The 17369-nt window shown below is 66.1% G+C and carries 19 protein-coding genes; 9 read left to right on the top strand and 10 right to left on the bottom strand.

From position 1 onward, the window contains the following. Nucleotides 1-243: 243 nt before the first annotated feature. Nucleotides 244-645, bottom strand: coding sequence for a DUF5318 family protein (locus ACHQ4I_RS06885; RefSeq protein ID WP_420770845.1), 402 nt, complete (start codon nucleotides 643-645; stop codon nucleotides 244-246). 304 nt (nucleotides 646-949) lie between these two features. Beyond that, a complete protein-coding gene (locus tag ACHQ4I_RS06880; protein WP_420770810.1) occupies nucleotides 950-1258 on the bottom strand; it encodes a hypothetical protein in 309 nt (102 codons plus the stop codon). Nucleotides 1259-1359: 101 nt separating this feature from the next. Here ACHQ4I_RS06880 and ACHQ4I_RS06875 point away from each other — a divergent pair, with 101 nt between their 5' ends. From ACHQ4I_RS06875 to ACHQ4I_RS06855, 5 genes are all read left to right on the top strand, one after another. Further along, nucleotides 1360-1521 (top strand): hypothetical protein, encoded by a 162-nt coding sequence (locus ACHQ4I_RS06875; RefSeq protein ID WP_420770809.1) that lies wholly within the window; start codon nucleotides 1360-1362, stop codon nucleotides 1519-1521. Between the two features lie 204 nt (nucleotides 1522-1725). Then, complete coding sequence (locus tag ACHQ4I_RS06870; RefSeq protein WP_420770808.1) at nucleotides 1726-2616, top strand: helix-turn-helix domain-containing protein; 891 nt, start codon at nucleotides 1726-1728, stop codon at nucleotides 2614-2616. Then, nucleotides 2606-2812: a DUF397 domain-containing protein gene (locus ACHQ4I_RS06865; protein WP_420770807.1), complete on the top strand. Its 207-nt coding sequence runs from the start codon at nucleotides 2606-2608 to the stop codon at nucleotides 2810-2812. Before ACHQ4I_RS06870 ends, ACHQ4I_RS06865 begins: the two co-directional genes overlap by 11 nt. Nucleotides 2813-3016: 204 nt before the next feature. Further along, a complete protein-coding gene (locus ACHQ4I_RS06860; RefSeq protein WP_420770806.1) occupies nucleotides 3017-3571 on the top strand; it encodes a PadR family transcriptional regulator in 555 nt (184 codons plus the stop codon). Beyond that, nucleotides 3564-4664: an inositol-3-phosphate synthase gene (locus tag ACHQ4I_RS06855; protein WP_420770805.1), complete on the top strand. Its 1101-nt coding sequence runs from the start codon at nucleotides 3564-3566 to the stop codon at nucleotides 4662-4664. Before ACHQ4I_RS06860 ends, ACHQ4I_RS06855 begins: the two co-directional genes overlap by 8 nt. Nucleotides 4665-4930: 266 nt before the next feature. Here ACHQ4I_RS06855 and ACHQ4I_RS06850 read toward each other — a convergent pair whose 3' ends face one another. From ACHQ4I_RS06850 to ACHQ4I_RS06825, 6 genes are all read right to left on the bottom strand, one after another. After that, the gene (locus tag ACHQ4I_RS06850) at nucleotides 4931-5356 is read right to left on the bottom strand and encodes a GyrI-like domain-containing protein (protein WP_420770804.1); all 426 of its coding nucleotides are present in this window, start codon (nucleotides 5354-5356) and stop codon (nucleotides 4931-4933) included. Nucleotides 5357-5364: 8 nt separating this feature from the next. Next, on the bottom strand, nucleotides 5365-5823 hold the full coding sequence (locus ACHQ4I_RS06845) for a GyrI-like domain-containing protein (RefSeq protein WP_420770803.1): 459 nt from the start codon (nucleotides 5821-5823) through the stop codon (nucleotides 5365-5367). A gap of 397 nt (nucleotides 5824-6220) precedes the next feature. Continuing rightward, nucleotides 6221-8506, bottom strand: a complete 2286-nt coding sequence (locus ACHQ4I_RS06840) for a transglycosylase domain-containing protein (protein ID WP_420770802.1) — start codon at nucleotides 8504-8506, stop codon at nucleotides 6221-6223. 149 nt (nucleotides 8507-8655) lie between these two features. Further along, nucleotides 8656-9531: a carbohydrate ABC transporter permease gene (locus tag ACHQ4I_RS06835; protein WP_420770801.1), complete on the bottom strand. Its 876-nt coding sequence runs from the start codon at nucleotides 9529-9531 to the stop codon at nucleotides 8656-8658. Beyond that, nucleotides 9531-10553: a carbohydrate ABC transporter permease gene (locus ACHQ4I_RS06830; RefSeq protein WP_420770800.1), complete on the bottom strand. Its 1023-nt coding sequence runs from the start codon at nucleotides 10551-10553 to the stop codon at nucleotides 9531-9533. Before ACHQ4I_RS06830 ends, ACHQ4I_RS06835 begins: the two co-directional genes overlap by 1 nt. A 44-nt stretch (nucleotides 10554-10597) precedes the next feature. Continuing rightward, nucleotides 10598-11899, bottom strand: coding sequence for an ABC transporter substrate-binding protein (locus ACHQ4I_RS06825; RefSeq protein WP_420770799.1), 1302 nt, complete (start codon nucleotides 11897-11899; stop codon nucleotides 10598-10600). 169 nt (nucleotides 11900-12068) lie between these two features. Here ACHQ4I_RS06825 and ACHQ4I_RS06820 point away from each other — a divergent pair, with 169 nt between their 5' ends. Further along, a complete protein-coding gene (locus tag ACHQ4I_RS06820) occupies nucleotides 12069-12911 on the top strand; it encodes a DUF2786 domain-containing protein (RefSeq protein WP_420770798.1) in 843 nt (280 codons plus the stop codon). Beyond that, nucleotides 12908-13420, top strand: a complete 513-nt coding sequence (locus ACHQ4I_RS06815) for a TIGR04338 family metallohydrolase (RefSeq protein WP_420770797.1) — start codon at nucleotides 12908-12910, stop codon at nucleotides 13418-13420. Before ACHQ4I_RS06820 ends, ACHQ4I_RS06815 begins: the two co-directional genes overlap by 4 nt. A 216-nt stretch (nucleotides 13421-13636) precedes the next feature. On the opposite strand, the gene ACHQ4I_RS06810 is transcribed toward ACHQ4I_RS06815, so the two are convergent. Then, nucleotides 13637-14599, bottom strand: coding sequence for an o-succinylbenzoate synthase (locus tag ACHQ4I_RS06810; protein ID WP_420770796.1), 963 nt, complete (start codon nucleotides 14597-14599; stop codon nucleotides 13637-13639). A 375-nt stretch (nucleotides 14600-14974) separates the two neighbouring features. On the opposite strand from ACHQ4I_RS06810, the gene ACHQ4I_RS06805 reads away from it, so the two are divergent. Then, the gene (locus tag ACHQ4I_RS06805; RefSeq protein ID WP_420770795.1) at nucleotides 14975-15316 is read left to right on the top strand and encodes a hypothetical protein; all 342 of its coding nucleotides are present in this window, start codon (nucleotides 14975-14977) and stop codon (nucleotides 15314-15316) included. A gap of 58 nt (nucleotides 15317-15374) precedes the next feature. Here ACHQ4I_RS06805 and ACHQ4I_RS06800 read toward each other — a convergent pair whose 3' ends face one another. Further along, nucleotides 15375-16544 carry a thiolase family protein gene (locus ACHQ4I_RS06800; protein WP_420770794.1) on the bottom strand — a complete coding sequence of 390 codons (1170 nt, stop codon included), beginning with the start codon at nucleotides 16542-16544 and terminating at the stop codon, nucleotides 15375-15377. A 101-nt stretch (nucleotides 16545-16645) separates the two neighbouring features. On the opposite strand from ACHQ4I_RS06800, the gene ACHQ4I_RS06795 reads away from it, so the two are divergent. Further along, nucleotides 16646-17155, top strand: coding sequence for a winged helix-turn-helix transcriptional regulator (locus ACHQ4I_RS06795; protein ID WP_420770793.1), 510 nt, complete (start codon nucleotides 16646-16648; stop codon nucleotides 17153-17155). The last annotated feature ends 214 nt before the right edge of the window (nucleotides 17156-17369 follow it).

Here is a 17369-nt window from a genome sequence, read left to right as displayed (position 1 = left end):
CCGGGCCGCTGGCCGGGTGGGGGACCGGCCGGGCGCTGGCCGGGATACGGGTTCGGAGGTGGTGAACTTCGCTGAGTGCGGCCGCCGTGCGGTTCATCGCCGTAGGGGGAAGTCTCGTAGGGCGAATTCACTGACAAGATCTCCATAACTCGTAAGGGTCTGCGGGGCGCGGTGCGGCGATCAACGCCGCGGCGGACGCGTCGAGGCTCCGCGTGTCACCCGACGGGCAGATGACCTGGCACATCATTCGGCTGCGGAACGCCGGTTGGCCCGGGTACCCGGGCGCCGCCGCGTGGGCGACGGAGCGGTACCGAGCACATAGGACTGCACCAGATGATTCCAGCTGCAGCTCCGGCATACCTCGACGACATGGACCGAGAACTCCTCGCGAGTCTCGGCGAGGCGTATCAGTTCCTCTGGTGTGCGAGCCGAACCCGCCATCGGGCCGAGGCCGTCGCCGTAGACCCAGGATACGAGCGTCAATTGCTCTTTCCGGCAGATAGGGCATGTGACCTCGCTCCCCCGACCGTGGAACTTCGCCGCACGTAACAGGTAGGGATGCGCATCACATACCTCGGCGACATCGACACGGCCCGCATAGACGTCAGCGAGCAGCGACCGACGCCGGAGAGCGTAGTCGACCACCTGTCGCTGAATTCGCACGAGAACCAGAGTAGCGGTGCCGCGCGCGGGCCGCGCCGGGCTGTGCTGGTTCGACCGACCGGTATTCCTAGCTGAACTGGGCCGTTCCCGGCATCAACGCATCACGATTTCTCCGTGTCCCCCGCATCCCGGCGGTCCACAGCAGCCTCCAGGCGCCCATGAGTGCGGCAAGTCTGGACTTGGCGCATACCTTCCGAGTTCGGGCACGGCGTTTCGTGTGGCGAGTCGATGTGCGAGGTGTGCGAAAGGTTTGCGAGGCCCAATGTCGGCCTGATGAGGCTGAGTGTCAGTCATGTGTGTTGCGGCCCGATTGGTTCGGGAGGTCTGCTGCGCTCAGCAGGGCGGTCCAGTAGTCGTTGCGTAGCGCATCCCACAGGTCGTCGTGGGCGGGGAGTAGTTGGCGTGCGTCGACCAGGTCTGGATTCGCGTCGAAGAGGATGGTTCCGGGTTGCGCGTTCGGCAGCAGGGTGCGCGAGGGCAAGCGGTGGGCGGTGAAGGACTCGTACGGGAACTGCACGCGCAGGATGCGTGCGGAACTTTGGGCCAGTTGCCACACCGCAACCTTGCGGCCATCGTGAGTTTGCGTGGTTCGCAACGAATCTCGACGCATCACGCCCCCTCGCTCTTGGCACGCCCGATGCCGGGGGAGTCCTCACCCCGGCACCGGGACGGTTCTGTGGGCTGGTCTGCCCATTCGTGGATGGCATCGGCGAACCGCTCGACCACATCGGCTGGGGCGCCGCGGTATTCGGCTGGCGGGCCGACGAACGGATCTCGCTGTGGCAGCTTTCGCCTCGGCATCTGCCGACCTCCCGGACCTCGACTTCGGTGGGTGCGCCCGGTCCCGACAACCCCTGAATGTCCCCGGGACGGAAGCGGACTGGCTGGGCAAGCTGGCCGTTCTCCCCGCCGGGCGCATATTCAGCACACTCCTTCGAGTGCTTGGCCAACAGGTCATTGTGGGAACCCAAAAGAACTGTGCCGAAAGCCCAGCGACATGCCCATCGTGGATGTCACGATCGTCCCAATGCGGGATACACGGACATCTCAGGATGGAACGCCATGCCGGACAACGTCAGTAGCACCCTCCCGCGACGCCAACTGGGGCGGTATCTGAGGGAGGGGCGCGATGCAATGGGGATGACGCTGGAAGATGCCGCCACCCTTATGCAGTGGGGAAAGAGCACACTTCAGCGTCTGGAGCGGGGGCAGTCGGATCGCGTGCGTGACGTCGATGTCCGCGAACTATGTCGCATCTACGGCATCGACGACGAGCGCACTGCCGCACTCATCGGGTTGGCCCGGCAGGCCGCGGTGAAATCGTGGTGGCATGAGTTCGGGGATGTGATTCCGGCGAACTTCAGTGTGTATGTGGGCCTGGAAGCGTCGGCTCAGACTCTGACCACCTATCAACCAGACCTTGTGCCCGGCCTGCTCCAAACCGCCGACTACGTGCGAGTTCTCGCACGCGCGGCAAATCCGGGCGATACCGATTCCGAACTGGAGAGCCGAGTTCAACTCAAGCTTCAGAGGCAAGCATTGATCATGCGGGGAATCAAGCCGATTCGTCTCGAAGTGATCCTTCACGAGGGTGCCCTTCGGCGCGTGATCGGCAGTCACAAGATCATGGTGAAGCAGCTGCGGCACCTTGCCGACCAGAGCACTCGCCCGAACATCTCCGTCCGGATCCTGCCCTTTTCTGCCGGGATGCCGACCGGGGATCAGATCGGCCCCTTCGTGATCCTGGACTTCGGACTGGACAGTCAGGGTAAATCCGTTGAGCCGACCATCGTGTACGCCGAGAATTACACCGGCGACATGTATTCCGAGAAGGTCGGTACCGTGCAGCGGTACACAGAGGCGCACGAGACCATCCGGCGCGCATCGTTGGATGACAACAGCAGCAGAATTCTGTTGAGGGATCTAGCAAGGGAGCACGACCGTGAGCGCTGACCTATCCGAAGCCCGTTGGTTCAAGAGCAGCCGCAGCGGCGGCAGCAAGGAATGCGTGGAGGTCGCGTTCCTCGACGGGGGCAGGGTCGGTGTTCGTGACTCCAAGAATCCGACCGGCCCGGCGCTGGTCTTCACGCCCGGCGAGTGGGAAGCCTTTACCGCTGGGGTGGCGGATGGGGAGTTCGACCGGTCATAGCCGGGTGCTGAGAAGCCCCGTCCCTCGTGCGACTGCCGAGGTGGCGGGGCTTCCTTCATGTCCGATGGGTATGACTTAACGGCTTCTACCTGCGGGAACAGCTCTATGTATCGCCGACGACTATGCACGTTTATATCGCTCCGATATAGTGGAAAGTCGCATCCATTGGTTAGGTCTGCACACACAGTCAGGGGGTGAAGCCCGATGCTCGAGCTGGCAATCCTCGGGCTGCTCCTCGAAGCGCCCATGCACGGGTACGAGCTGCGCAAGCGGCTGACCGGTTTGCTCGGGCCGTTTCGGGCCTTCTCCTACGGGTCGCTCTATCCGACGCTGCGTCGCATGCAGACGGACGGGCTGATCGCCGAGGAGAACGTCGCGGGCGTCACCCGTCGCGCGCGACGGGTCTATCAACTGACTCCGACCGGTCGCGAGCGGTTCACCGAACTGCTCGCCGATACCGGACCGCAGAACTACACCGACGACGGCTTCGGCGTCCACCTGGCGTTTTTCAGCCGCACCCCCGCGGAAGCGCGGATGCGGATTCTGGAGGGTAGGCGACGCCAGGTCGAGGAGCGCCGAGAGGGACTGCGGGAGGCGATCAAGAAGGCCAGTGGCTCACTGGATCGCTACACCCGCCAGCTCCACCAGCTCGGTCTGGAATCAAGCGAGCGCGAAGTGCGCTGGCTCAACGAGTTGATTGCGGCGGAGCAATCGACGAAGGCGGCACCACAGAAAGAGGGAAATATCGGCCATGAGTGAAGACAAAAAGGCTGAAATCGCCACCGAAGTCCGCGTCGCCATCGTCGGCGTGGGTAACTGCGCTTCCTCGCTGGTCCAGGGCGTGCAGTACTACAAGGACGCGGACGAGACCTCCACCGTCCCCGGCCTCATGCACGTCAAGTTCGGCCGGTACCACGTGCGCGACGTCAAGTTCGTCGCCGCATTCGACGTCGACGCCAAGAAGGTCGGCTTCGACCTGGCCGAGGCGATCTTCGCCAGCGAGAACAACACCATCAAGATCTCCGACGTGCCGCCGAGCGACGTTGTCGTGCAGCGTGGTCCGACGCTGGACGGTATCGGCAAGTACTACGCCGAGACCATCGAGCTGTCCGAGGCCGAGCCGGTCGACGTCGTGCAGGTGCTGAAGGACAACAAGGTCGACGTCCTGGTCTCCTACCTGCCGGTCGGCTCCGAAGAGGCGGACAAGTTCTACGCCCAGTGCGCCATCGACGCGGGCGTCGCGTTCGTCAACGCGCTGCCGGTCTTCATCGCCTCCGATCCGGTCTGGGCCGAAAAGTTCACCAAGGCGGGCGTTCCCATCGTCGGCGACGACATCAAGAGCCAGGTCGGCGCGACCATCACCCACCGCGTGATGGCCAAGCTGTTCGAGGACCGCGGCGTGCAGCTCGACCGCACCATGCAGCTCAATGTCGGCGGCAACATGGACTTCAAGAACATGCTCGAGCGCGAGCGGCTGGAGTCGAAGAAGATCTCCAAGACCCAGGCCGTCACCAGCAACCTGAAGAAGGAACTGGGCGCCAACGATGTGCACATCGGCCCGTCCGATCACGTCGGCTGGCTCGACGACCGCAAGTGGGCCTACGTGCGCCTCGAGGGTCGCGCCTTCGGCGATGTGCCGCTGAACCTGGAGTACAAGCTCGAGGTGTGGGATTCGCCGAACTCCGCGGGCATCATCATCGACGCGGTGCGCGCCGCGAAGATCGCCAAGGACCGCGGCATCGGCGGCCCCGTCCTCCCGGCCTCGGCGTACCTGATGAAGTCCCCGCCGAAGCAGCTGGCCGACGATATCGCGCGCCAGCAGCTGGAGGCGTTCATCATCGGCGCTGAGTAACTACGTCGGTTGACGAAGGAAGCCGGGCCGGAGGAATCTCCGGCCCGGCTTCGCTGTATCCACTGCCGCGTGGAATAGGTTGCTGCCGCGACCCGGTCTGATCCTGGTCAGGCTGCGGTGGGTCCTGTTGTCCTGCACAGACTCCCCGGGCTCGGTTGTCCCTGGATCGGCTGCCGTCCAGTGGTCTGCCGGAGCAGGTGCTGGCGCGTCGTGTGCCCGTAGGGGCTGTGTCACCGTTCGACTACGCTCGGCGGGGCTGGGCGTGGTCAGTCCAGGGAGACGTAGACCTCTACGGAGGTCGGGCCGGTGTAGCGTTCGAGTTCCGCGGTGTGGGAGCGGGTGATGGTGCCTGCGCTCTCGGCCTTGCGGACCTGCGCCCATGCGGTGCGCAGCAGGTCGTAGGGCTTATCGGAGACAACGAATTTCGCGTAGCGCCCGGAGGGGATGCGGGTCAGCACATCACCGGCGTCCATATCGTCCATATCGGCGATCTCGTAGCCGAGGACGGCGACGGCGTGATCGTTCTGGCCGATGTAGGCCGCCACTCGCGGCACGTTCTTCTCCCGCGCCAGATACCGATCCCAGGTGAAGTTCACCAGGTCCAGGTCGCGGGCGGTCACCTCGCGCCCGGCCAGCGGGACGGTGAGCCCGGCGACCAGGCTTTCGTCCAATGTGACAATTTCGAAGTCCACACCTGTTCCTAACCGTCGACCGGTTCGTCTGCCAGCGCCACGAATACCTCGGCAGTGCGCGCGTCCGGATAATGTTCCACGTCACCGGTATACGAGCGCACGAAGCGTCCGGCGGCCTCGGCATCCCACACCGCGCGCCAGATGGTCACGATGGTGTCGCCGAGGTTGTCGCCGCTGAGCGTGAACCGCGCGAACCGGCCCGCCGGCACCCGCGCCAGCACGTCACCCGGGAGCAGATCCGCGAAGGTGTGGCAGCGGTAGCCGACGATATGGGTCAGATATGAGTTGATCTCCGGCGCGTGGTCGACGTACGCGGTCGTCGGCGGCCCCGGCAGGGTGCGTGCCAGGTTGCGCTTCCACGCCTCCTCCACCTTCGCGCGGCGCGGTCCCTCGACCGCGAGTGCCGGGCTGCGAAGCACTGTGCCCGCCACGAGCGTCTCGGGACGGTCAACGACATTGAAATCCACCGGCGTAGCCCCTATGTCTAGTCTGTCTCCATCTGGCGGCGCTGCGGGCCCATCCCGCGCCGCTGTATTCGATCGGCGGCTTTCGCGGTGCCCTGCTGGTTACGCACGCTGCCGCCTGCGGGCCGCCGCTCACGCCGCTGTGTTCGACTGCGGCGTTCGCTGGCCCCGCGTGGTCACGCTGCGCTACCTCCTCCGGGCCCGACGCTCACGCCGCGTGTCGTCGCTCGTGGCCATATCCTTCCTCATCGATCCCGCGGCGTCGGCGTCGGCCTGGTTTCGGTCCTCGGCGTGCCGCGCTCGCGCGGTGCCGATGCCGATCGCTCTGCACTCTGGCCAACGATGCTGCCACGTCATCCGTTCCCATGGCCCCGGTAAACGAACATTCACCGCAAACCGCTCAGCCAGGTAACGGAATGCTCAATCCGGGGAAGATCTCGACTTCCTTGGGCGGCTGCGGTGCGGGCGGGATCACGATGACCGGCGCGGGCGTGGTGCCGGACGGCGGGTTCAGGATGTCGTAGCCGCCGCCGGAGGGTTTGCCCGCATTCGACTGGCTGCCCAGCGGTGCGGCCGAGGGGAATTGCTCGACCGGCGTGCCGTCGAGCGCGCCGTCCATCACCTGCTTCCAGATATCGGCGGGCAGGCCGGAGCCGTAGATGTCGGCGCCGCGCGCGGTCTGGATCGGCTCGGACTGTTCGGTGCCGACCCAGACCGCGGTGGACAGCGACGGGGTGAAGCCGATCATCCACGCGTCCTTGTTCTGCTGGGTCTCGCCGAGCTGGGTGGTGCCGGTCTTGGCGGCGGAGGGGCGTCCGCCGGACAGGCTGTGCCCGTTCGAATACGCGGCGATCGGGGTCATCGCCTCGGTGGTGTTGTCGGCGATGCCGCGCGGGATGCGCTGCTGTCCCGCCGGGAGCTGCTTGCCGACCTGATGGTCGGGTGCACCCCGATCGAGCAGCACCCGGCCGTCGCCCGTGACCACGCGCTGCAGGAAGTACGGCTGGTGGTAGACACCGGAATTGGCGATCGTCGCATAGGCCGAGGCCATATCGATCGGGCGAACCAGATACTGGCCCAACACGATTCCGTTGAGCGGCCGCCCACCGTCCTCGGTCAGCGTCTTACCGGCGACGCCGGGAATCTCCTCCGGGATCCCGGCCTGGTGGGCGGCGTCCGCAATTGCCTTCGGACCGTCGAACATCGACATGGTCAACCGGTAGAAGCTGGTGTTCAGCGAGCGCTTCAGCGCCTCGGACATCGGGCATTTACCGCATGATTCGCCGTCCACGTTGGTGATCTTGGTGCCATGATCGGTCACCGGTGAACTGTCGAGCACGCGGCTGAGCGGAATGTTCTGCTGCAGCGCCGCGATCACCGCGAAAACCTTGAAGGCGGAGCCGGTCTGCAGCGGCGCCTGCGCGAAATCGAAGCCGATGCCGTCGGAGCCGCCGTAGTAGGCGCGCACCGCGCCGGAGCGCGGATCGATCGAGACCACCGCACCGCGCAGTTCGGGGGGCTGCGGGTCGAGCCGGTCGTGGATCGCGCCGAGCGCGGCCTGCTGGGCCTTGGCGTCGATGGTGGTGGTGATCTGGAGCGCGCCGGTATTCAGTTCCCGCTCGCTGATTCCGGCGGCGCGCAATTCCCGCAGCACCTGAGTGCGGATCAGCCCCTGCGGGCCGCGGGCCTCGTTGGCATCCGGAATCTGGTTGATCGGGACGATCTGCGGGAACACCGTCGCATCGCGGTCGCCCGGCGCGAGCACCCCCATCTCGACCATGCCGTCCAGCACGTACTTCCAGCGCGCCGTCAGATCGGCGAGATGGGTTTCCGGATCGAGGATCGACGGGGTGCGGATGACCGCGGCCAACACCGCGCCCTCGGCCAGGGTCAGTTCCGGCGCCGGCTTGTTGAAATAGGCCTTCGCGGCCGCCGAGATGCCATAGGAGCCGCGGCCGTAATAGATCGTGTTGAGGTAGGCGGCGAGGATGTCGTCCTTACTCCACTGCCGCGCCATCTTCGACGCGATGATCAGCTCGCGCATCTTCCTGGTCAGGGTGCGCTCGGAGCCCAGGAAGGCATTCTTCACATATTGCTGGGTAATGGTGGAGCCGCCGCCCGCATCCTCCTTGCCCAGGATGTTGTCGTGGGCGGCGCGCAGGAAGGCGGCGGTCGAGTAACCGGGATTGGTGTAGAAGTTGCGGTCCTCGGCCGAGAGCACCGCATCGCGCACCGGCTTCGGTACATCCGACAGCGGCACCGGAACCCGATTGCCGTCGGGCGGAACGACCTTCGCGATCACCGTGGTGCCGTCGGCGGCCAGGATGGTGGCGATCTGATTGGTCTGCACCGCATCGGGATCCGGAATCTCGGCGCTCCAGTAGACGAGCACGAACAGCAGTGACGGCACCGCGACGAAGGTGATGAACAGGGCGAGCAGCAAGCGCCGGAAGCGTTCGCCGCGGGTGCGCCGGGGCCGATCGATGGGTGTCGGCGCAGGCCGCGACGGTGTCGCCGCGCGAGGCGGTTTCGCCGGTCGGCTCCTGTCCTTACGCCTGTCCTTGCGCCGCGAACTGCCGGTGCTGTGATCGTTGAACCCGGCAACGGATGCGTACGGTGCCGACTCCGGTTTGCCCCTGCGACCCCCGCCGCGTTGTCGCCGCTTGCCGAACGAGCTCACGATCATCTCCTCCCGGAGCGTCGGTAAAACTCACCTGCACGGATACGATCGGAAACCGGGACTTCGGCGGCAACCCTGCCTGGCCGAAGTGACCCGCGATCCTATCATCGAGTATTACTGGCGCTGCGGAATTTCAACCGTGCGACGGGTGCGAGCTAGCTCTTGACGCCACCCGCCGTGAGGCCGGAGATGATGCGGCGCTGGAACAGCAGCACCATGATGACCAGCGGAATCGTGACCATCGTGCCCGCCGCCATAATCGCCGCGTAGGGCTGCACCAGCGGGTTGTTACCGGAGAAACGCGCGATCGCGACGGTCACCGGTTCGGTCCGATCGCTGGAGAGCAGCCGGGCCAGCAGGTATTCGTTGACCGAGGCGATGAACGCCAGGATCGCGGTGGTGAAGACCGCCGGCGCGGCCAGCGGCAGCATGACCAGCCGGAACGCCTGCATCTTGGTCGCACCGTCGATGCGCGCGGCTTCTTCGAGCTCCCAAGGCAATTCGGCGAAGAACGAGGCCAGGATGTAGACGGTCATCGGCAGCACGAACGAAATGTTCGGGATGATCATCGCCTGGTATTCGCCGATCCAGCCGAGGTTGGTGAACAGCTGGAACAGCGGGGTGACCAGCACGACCACCGGGAACATCGACGCGGACAGGATGAGCCCGGAGACCAGGTACTTGCCCTTGAAGGTCAGCCGGGCCAGCGCATAGGCGGCGAGCACGCCGAGCACCAGCGCGGCCGCCGTGGTCACCGCGCCGATGATGACGCTATTGAGCAGCGCCTTGCCGAAGTCGTTGCCGCGGCTGGTGTCGAAGGCATTGCGGAAGTTCTCGAAGGTGACGTGGGTGGGCCACGGGGTGTTGTCGAAGGTGTAGTCCGGATCGCGGAATGCGGTGACGGCCATCCAGTAGAACGGGGCCAGACCCCACACGAGCACGATCAGCGCACCCAGATACAGCCGCACCGACCCCAGGCGCTTGGTCCAAGGCGTCTGTGCCGCGGGCTTTTTGGTGGTCACGGTGGTCATCAGTGGGCCTCCCGCTGTTCTTCCTGGGTCCGAACTGCATTGGCGCCCAAGACCTTCACCAGCAGGAATGCCACCGCGAAGATCAGCAGGAAGGTGATCGTCGACAGTGCGGCCGCGCTATTGGGGCCCTGCCGGACCTGCTCGACCACCAGCGCCGAAATCGGGCGGGTGGACGGATTGCCCAGCGTCATGATCGCGGGCAGGTCGTAGAGGCGCAGTCCGTCCATGGTGCGGAACAGCACCGCGACCAGCAGCGCGGGCTTGAGCAGCGGCAGCGTGATCTGGGTGAAGCGCTGCCAGGCCGACGCGCCGTCGACCTTGGCGGCCTCGTAGACGTCGGCCGGAATCACCTGCAGACCGGCCAGCAGCAGCAAGGCCATGAACGGTGTGGTCTTCCACACATCGGCGGCGATCACCGCGAACCGCGCGGGCCAGGCCTGCGAGGTCCACAGGATGTGGGTGCCGAAGATCCGGTTCACCACGCCGTCGTACTGGAACATGAACTCCCACAACCGGGCGGTGACCGCGGTCGGGATCGCCCACGGCACCAGCACCGCGGCGCGCAGCAGGGCACGGCCCTTGAAGGTCTTGCCCATCACCATGGCCATGCCCAGGCCCAGGGTCGCCTCCAGGGTCACCGTGATCACCGTGAAGAACAGCGTCACGCCGATGGCCAGCCAGAACTGCGAGCCGAGGTTGCCGGTCGGGCAGGAGACCGTCTCACCGGACGCCTGACACTGCTGCAGCAGCCAGTGCGTGTAGTTCGAGAATCCGGCGCTGCCGCCCTCGACGAACATGCCGGTCGCCGGGTCGAGCCCGGCGTCCTTCTGGAACGACATGTACAGCGCGCGGAAGACCGGATAGCCGACGACCACGGACAACGTGATCAACACGGGCGTGACGAATAACCACGCCTTACCGGAACGCCGCAACTCCAAAGCCAAGGTTCCACCGAATCCGCGCTTTGTCGGCTTATCGCCGACGCTCGGCACGCGAGTGGCCGTTCCCGAAGGATCCGACACCGTTTCTCTCTCCTACGGGGTGTTCGGGTCCGCTCTCGTACTCGCTACGATCCCGCTGTCTCGATGCCCTTTTGCATACCCGTGATCGCGTCGTCGACGGACTTGGTTCCGTTCAACGCAGCATATGCGTTGTCCTGGATGGCCTTCGACACCGCCGGGTAGAACGGGGTGACCGGACGCGGCACCGCGTTGGCGATCGAATCCTTGAGCGCTGGCAGGTACGGCATCTTCGCGATGAGTGCCGGATCGTCGTACATCGACGCGCGCACCGAGGGCAGCGCACCGGCCGCGACGATGTGCTGGGCGTCCTCGCTGATCAGGAAGCGCAGGAAGTCCAGCGCGGTGGCCTTGTTCTTGGAGAACGCGCTGATGGCCGCGTTGTAGCCGCCGAGGGTCGAGGCGCCGACGCCGTTCTCGCCGGGCAGCGGCGCGACACCGAACTTGTCCTTGACCGCGGAGGATTCCGAACCGGCGTCACCGAAGGTGGACGGCCAGTTGCGCATGAACAGCAGCTTGCCGGTGTTGAAGGCGTTGGCGCTCTCCGGCTCCTTGAAGGTGATGGCTTCCTTCGGGATATCGCCGTTCTTGTACGCGTCGACCAGCACCTTGAGTCCGGCGCGCGCCTGCGGGGTATTGACGGTCGGGGTCTTGCCGTCCGCGCCGACGAAGGTGCCGCCGTAGGCGTTGATGGCCTCGGCGGCGTTCACCGTCAGGCCCTCGTACGGTGCGAGCTGGCCCGCGTAGCAACCGATGTTGTTCTGCTTGGCGATCGGGCACTGCGCCAGCATCTCGCTCCACGTCTTGGGCGGGTTGGGCACCAGGTCCTTGCGGTAGAACAGCAAGCCGCCGTTGGTGTTTCGCGGCGCGGCGTAGAGGGTGTTGTTGTAGGTGGCGCTGGCGACCGTCGGGGAAAGCAGCGCCGAGGTGTCGATATTGAAGTTGCCCTTCAGCGGCTGGATCCAGCCCTTCGCGGCGAATTCCGCGGTCCACGGCACGTCGAGGGCGACCACGTCGTAGCTGGACTGCTTGGAGCGCATGTGCTCGACCAGGTCGTCGTACTGCTGCGAGGCGTCGTTGGACTGCTCCTTGAACGTCACCTGCTCATCCGGGTGCGAAGCATTCCAGCGCTCGATCAGCTGCTTGACCGCGCCGGTCTCGGTGGTGTCCTTGCCCTCTACATAGGTGATCGGGCCGCGACCGTCGAGGTTCTGGCCGGACGGATTGCCGCCGTTGTCGCTGGAGCAGGCACTGGTGAACGTCGCCGTCAGCAGCGCAACGGAGGCTGCGGCCAGCGCCGCTCGGGGTACGAGCGACGATCGTAGGGACGACACCGTTTTCAAAGCCATCGCGAACACTCCAAGGTCGAGACGTGAGCAGCAGCACACCCTGCAGGTGCACCTGGCAAGATACATGGTTGTTATATGCGACGCAGGATTGTGCACGTAAGAGGCCCGCTCGCCCGGCCGGTCGCACGTCGCGGTTCCGATGTCGTGGCCGCTCGTTAGGCTGGCCGTGATGACTTCGCCGAATGCGGTTCCCGACCGGATGCTGACCCGGATCGGCGGGTTGCTGCGCCAAGCCGAATCCACCGATAACGAACACGAGGCCGAGGCGTTTCTCGCCGCGGCCCAGCGGTTGGCGACCAGGTCCTCGATCGATCTCGCGGTGGCCCGCGCACATATCGCCGGACGTGAGCGCAGACCGACGCCGGTGCAGCGGATGATCCCGATCGGCGAACCGGGTAAGAAGGGTCTGCGCACCTACGTGCAGCTATTCGTTGCGATCGCCGCCGCCAACGATGTGCGCTGCGATGTTGCGCGCACCTCGACCCAGGTCTACGCATACGGCTTCGATTCCGATATCGATACCTGTGAAGCCCTCTACACGAGCCTGCTGGTGCAGATGGTGCGGGCATCGGATCAGTACATCAAGTCGGGGCAATACCGTTCGGCCACCGTCGAGAAGATCGTCACGGAGAAACGCTGGGGCCGAAAGGTGCAGCGCCGCGTCCAGGCGCCGGTTGCCGCGGTTACCGCCCGGCTGAACTTCCAGATGGCGTTCGCCGCGCGGATCGGCCGCCGCCTGGCCGAGGTCAAGGCGGAGGTGGAGGCCGAGGTGGTGCCGGAAACCGTTTCGGCAGGTACGGCATTGGCCCTGCGCAATAAGGAAATCGAACTGACCGACTTCTATAAGCGGACCTCTGAAGCGCGTGGCACCTGGCGCGGTCCGCAGGCGTCGGCCGGGCATTCCGCTGCTGCCCGGCGTGCGGGTGATCGGGCGGGCAAGGCAGCGCGACTCGGGACCTCTCCTGAACTCGGCGCCGCGCGTGGGCAATTGCCCGGTGGCGGGTCGAAATGAGCGAGCGAGACAGCCAGCGCGCCAAGGTATATGACGCCGAGCAGCTGGTGCGCGGGGTATTCGATCGTGCCGACGAACACGGCAATCGCACGGTTGAGCTCTACGGTTCACAGCTGACGCTGCCGATCGAGCGCCGCTTCGCCTCGGTCGAATCGGTGCAGGCCTACACCGATAAAGTGCTGGGCCTCAACTGGGTTCGGGCGCAATGGGACCGCGCCGCAACCCCCGTCCGGGTCCGCTCCCGCGCCGGAACCTCCGCCGCCCACTACGAGGCCGCTGACGCGGTGCTGGCTGTCCCGCTCCATACCGGCGCGACCGCCTGGGCCCTGCGCGAACTGGTGATCCTGCACGAACTCGCCCACCACCTCGAACTCGCCCCCGCCTCGGTAGCTCCCCACGGCCCCGAATTCTGCGGCCGCTACCTCGAACTCGTCGACGGCATCATCGGCCCCGAAGCAGGCCTGGTCCTGCGCTCCTCCTTGCTCGGCTGCGGAGTCCGCCTCAGCTGAAGCCCCTCGGCCCGCCGTCGCGTGCTGTCTCCCCAGTTGCGCGGTTCGTTGACAATGCGTGCGAGCACCACGGGTGACCGTCGATGCGGCGGTCCGATTTCCTTCTGCGACGCGGTTTGTCGAGGGGAGTGAAGAGGCCGTTCGGCGAGGGGAGTGAAGAGGCCGTTCGGCGAGGGGAGTGAAGAGGCCGTTCGGCCGCCATTTCACTCGCCTCGGTCACCAGGTCGGGGTAAGGGCGCGGACGCGGGTCAGGCGGTCTTCCCACCAGCGGGTTCGGGTTGGGTCGGGGTGGCGGTAGCGGTCCAGTAGGGCCGGGTCGGGGGTGGGTGGGGTGTTCGGGACCGGCATGAAGCCGTCGACGGGGCGTAGGGATTCGTCTGCGAGGTCGCCCTCCAGAAGCGACAGAGTGCCCAGGCCGCAGGCGAATTCGAGTTCGGGGAGGGCGCCCGCGAGGGCGAGTTGGGCGGCTAGGCCGATGCTCGTTTCCAGTGCGGAGGACACCACACAGGGCAGTCCGGCGGCCTCGGCTACCTGGAGTGCGCGCTGCACTCCGCCCAGGGGGGTGCATTTGAGGACCGCGATATCGGCGGCTCCGGCCACCGCGACGCGCAGGGGATCCTCGGCGCGGCGGATGGATTCGTCGGCGGCGATCCGCACATCGACCCGACGACGCACGGCTGCCAGCTCTTCGATGGTGCGGCAGGGTTGCTCGACGTATTCCAAACCGCCTGCGGCACGGTCGATCTGCTCGATATGCGCGACGGCGGTCTCGATATCCCACACCGCATTGGCATCCACGCGAACGGATCCATCCGGCCCGAGCGCATCCCGCACCGCCTCGACCCGCGCCAGATCCTCATGCAGCGAATCGGCGTGATCGGCCACCTTCACCTTCGCCGTCCGGCACCCGGATCCGGCCACGATCGCATGCGCCCGCTCCGGATCGACCGCCGGCACCGTGCAATTGATCGGAATCCGTTCGCGCACCGGCTCCGGCCACCCCACCGTCACCTGCTCCACCGCCGTCGCCAGCCAGCCGGCGGCCTCCCGATCGTCGTATTCGGGAAACGGACAGAACTCACCCCACCCGAGCGGCCCCCTGATCAACATCCCCTCACGCACCGTGATGCCACGGAACCGGGTCCGCATCGGAATGGCATAGACGAAGGTATCGGTCATCACCGTGCAGCCTAGCGAGCCGAGCGCCGGAGACGGCGGCGGCAGCCAGCGGCAATCGGCCGATCGCGTCGCGACGAACCGCCTGCGCCACGCCCCTCATCCGGAGGGCGTTGGTGTGCAGCACTACCGACGCGCGTGCGGGCTTGGACGCGGCTCGCGCTCCACGTGCCTCTGGCGGGCGCGATCGATCGCGGAAGGGTGTCGGCGATGGGCTGTCGCCGCGACCCGCACCCGTTTGTAGAAGAACTACGGGCGAAAGCTGGCGTGCGGATACGACGTGGCTCCCGGCCAGCTGACCGCATTGGTGGGCGCGATCGGCCGCAGCAGTTCGAATGGATGGATGTGCGCCCTCGAGCGGCCGGTCATGCTGGGGATGTGGGTTCGAGTTACCGGGAGCGGCGGGTTGCGAATATCGTCCGGGCGATGCTCGGTTCGGTGATCGCGGTCGGGTTCGGGTGGGTGGTGGCGTCTTTCGTGCCGCTGTATGAATTCCTCGGGCGGGACGCGGATCCCGGTGGGGGTGTGCGGTATCTACCGGTCGCGTATTGCGTCGCGTGGATCGGCATCGCCTTGTCCGTGGTGGCGGCGGGAATCATGGTGGTCGAGAAGATTCGCAATCGCCGCCGGATCGCGTGGACGCCGCTGGTGGCGCTGCCGTTGATCGCCGAGTCGTGGTTGCTCGGGTTTCTGGTCGCGGTGGTACTGGTTTCGATTTGAGCCCGCGGCGCCAGCGGGTATTCCGTGCGGAAACGCCGGCGCCGCGGCACTCGATGGCTCAGAGCCGTTCGAGAATGGTGGCGTTCGCCAAACCGCCTGCCTCACACATGGTTTGCAGACCATAGCGAGCGCCGCGTTCCTGCATGGCGTGTACCAGGGTGGTCATCAGCCGCGCGCCGGAGGCTCCGAGCGGATGTCCGATGGCGATGGCGCCACCGTTCACATTGACCTTCGACATGTCGGCCCCGGTATCGTGCGCCCAGGCCAGCACCACCGGCGAGAACGCCTCGTTGATCTCGACCAGATCGATATCCGAGAGCTGTAACCCCGCACGCTGCAACACCTTTCGCGTCGCCGGAATGACGGCGGTCAGCATGAGCAGCGGATCGTCACCGGCCACCGCGAAGCTGTGCAGCCGGGCCAGCGGCTTCAGTCCGAGTTCCTCGGCGCGTTCGCTGGTCATGATCAGCACCGCGGCACTGCCGTCGCTGACCTGGCTCGCGGTCGCCGCGGTGATCTGCCAGCCGATTTCCGGGAAGCGCGCGGCCATGGCCTCGTCGTAGTAGGCGGGGCGCAGTTTGCCGAGCGTTTCCAGGGTGCTGCCGACCCGGATGCCCTCGTCGGTCTCCAGTCCGGCGATGGGTGCGAGTTGGCTGCTGAACGAGCCGTTCTTCGTTGCCAGCGCGGCCTTTTCGTGGCTGCCGAGGGCGAACTCGTCGAGCTGGGCGCGGGTCAGCCCCCAGCGCGCCGCGATCAGTTCGGCGCTGATGCCCTGCGACACCAAACCCTCGGGGTAGCGCTCGGCGAAGCCGACACCGGAGAGGTCCTCGGACCCGATCAGGTTGGCGCCCATCGGAATTCGACCCATCGATTCCACACCCGCCGCGACCACGATGTCGTACGCGCCGGCGATCACGCCCTGCGCGGCGAAGTGAATGGCCTGCTGGCTGCTGCCGCACTGGCGGTCGACGGTGGTCGCGGGCACGGATTCCGGATAGCCCGCGGCCAGCGCCGCGCGCCGGGTCATATTGGCGCCCTGCTCGCCGATCTGGGTAACGATGCCGCCGATCACGTCGTCGATGAGCGCCGGGTCGATGCCGCTGCGATCGACCACCTCGCGCAGGCTGTGCGCCAGCAGGTCCACCGCGTTGACGTTATGCAGCGCCCCGTTCGGCTTGCCCTTGCCGATCGGTGTGCGTACCGCTTCGACGATCACCGCGTCTCTCATGGTGGTTCCTTTCGAACCGCGAGCCCGACTCCTTTGCCTGGCTCTATTGGCTTATAGTCAGGTTAACGCCTGGATATAGTCGACTCAAGCCAGATATCGCTATGATGTTCGTCATGGCAGCCGTGATGGAAGGACCGTTGGCCGATCTGAGCGCGTGGAAACCGCTGGAATGCTCGATCGCGAAGGCGATGGATATCGTCGGCACCCGCTCGGCGATCCTGATCCTGCGCGAGGCGTACTACGGCACCACGCGGTTCGACGGCTTCGCGGCGCGTGTCGGTATCACCGACGCCGCGGCATCCGGCCAGCTCCGCAGACTCACCGAGGCCGGCCTGCTCGCCAAACGGCCCTACCAGGAAGAGGGCAAGCGCACCCGGCACGAGTACGTGCTCACCGATATGGGTCGGGATCTGCTGCCCGTAGTGCTCGCGCTCATGCAGTGGGGCGATGCGTACCTGCAGCCGGGGCCCGCGCCGCTGCTGCTGGTCGAGGAGTCGACCGGTGCGCCGGTTCGAGTTCAGGTCCGCAGTGTGGAGGGGCGTGAGATCGACTTGGAAGAACTCGGGATCAGACTCAATCCCGACTATGTGCGCGCCCGATCAGCGAAGTAATTGTGCCGAGCTCGCCCCGACGCTGGTCGCGGCCCGTTGCCCCGCCCCGCGTGGGTGGCGACCGCCGAGCCGCGTTGGCGTTGTTGCTGACGAGTCGTGTTGGTGTCGTGCTGACGAGTCGTGTTGGTGTCGTGCTGACGAGTCGTGTTGGTGTCGTGCTGCCGAGCTGGCCGGTGCCCTATCGCTGAACCGAGTTGATGGCGCAGCGCCGATC

The organism is Nocardia nepalensis, assembly GCF_048910785.1.
Classification (GTDB): Bacteria; Actinomycetota; Actinomycetes; order Mycobacteriales; family Mycobacteriaceae; genus Nocardia; species Nocardia nepalensis.
Note: the sequence above shows the minus strand (reverse complement) of the source record. Positions and strands in the feature narration are given on the sequence as shown.

Bases quoted from the DNA above. Each gene is read 5' to 3' on its own strand.
- ACHQ4I_RS06870 (WP_420770808.1), top strand. From the start codon at position 1,726: ATGCCGGACAACGTCAGTAGCACCCTCCCGCGACGCCAACTGGGGCGG.
- ACHQ4I_RS06860 (WP_420770806.1), top strand. From the start codon at position 3,017: ATGCTCGAGCTGGCAATCCTCGGGCTGCTCCTCGAAGCGCCCATGCAC.
- ACHQ4I_RS06855 (WP_420770805.1), top strand. From the start codon at position 3,564: ATGAGTGAAGACAAAAAGGCTGAAATCGCCACCGAAGTCCGCGTCGCC.
- ACHQ4I_RS06840 (WP_420770802.1), bottom strand. From the start codon at position 8,506: ATGATCGTGAGCTCGTTCGGCAAGCGGCGACAACGCGGCGGGGGTCGC.
- ACHQ4I_RS06835 (WP_420770801.1), bottom strand. From the start codon at position 9,531: ATGACCACCGTGACCACCAAAAAGCCCGCGGCACAGACGCCTTGGACC.
- ACHQ4I_RS06825 (WP_420770799.1), bottom strand. From the start codon at position 11,899: ATGGCTTTGAAAACGGTGTCGTCCCTACGATCGTCGCTCGTACCCCGA.
- ACHQ4I_RS06820 (WP_420770798.1), top strand. From the start codon at position 12,069: ATGACTTCGCCGAATGCGGTTCCCGACCGGATGCTGACCCGGATCGGC.
- ACHQ4I_RS06815 (WP_420770797.1), top strand. From the start codon at position 12,908: ATGAGCGAGCGAGACAGCCAGCGCGCCAAGGTATATGACGCCGAGCAG.
- ACHQ4I_RS06810 (WP_420770796.1), bottom strand. From the start codon at position 14,599: ATGACCGATACCTTCGTCTATGCCATTCCGATGCGGACCCGGTTCCGT.
- ACHQ4I_RS06800 (WP_420770794.1), bottom strand. From the start codon at position 16,544: ATGAGAGACGCGGTGATCGTCGAAGCGGTACGCACACCGATCGGCAAG.
- ACHQ4I_RS06795 (WP_420770793.1), top strand. From the start codon at position 16,646: ATGATGTTCGTCATGGCAGCCGTGATGGAAGGACCGTTGGCCGATCTG.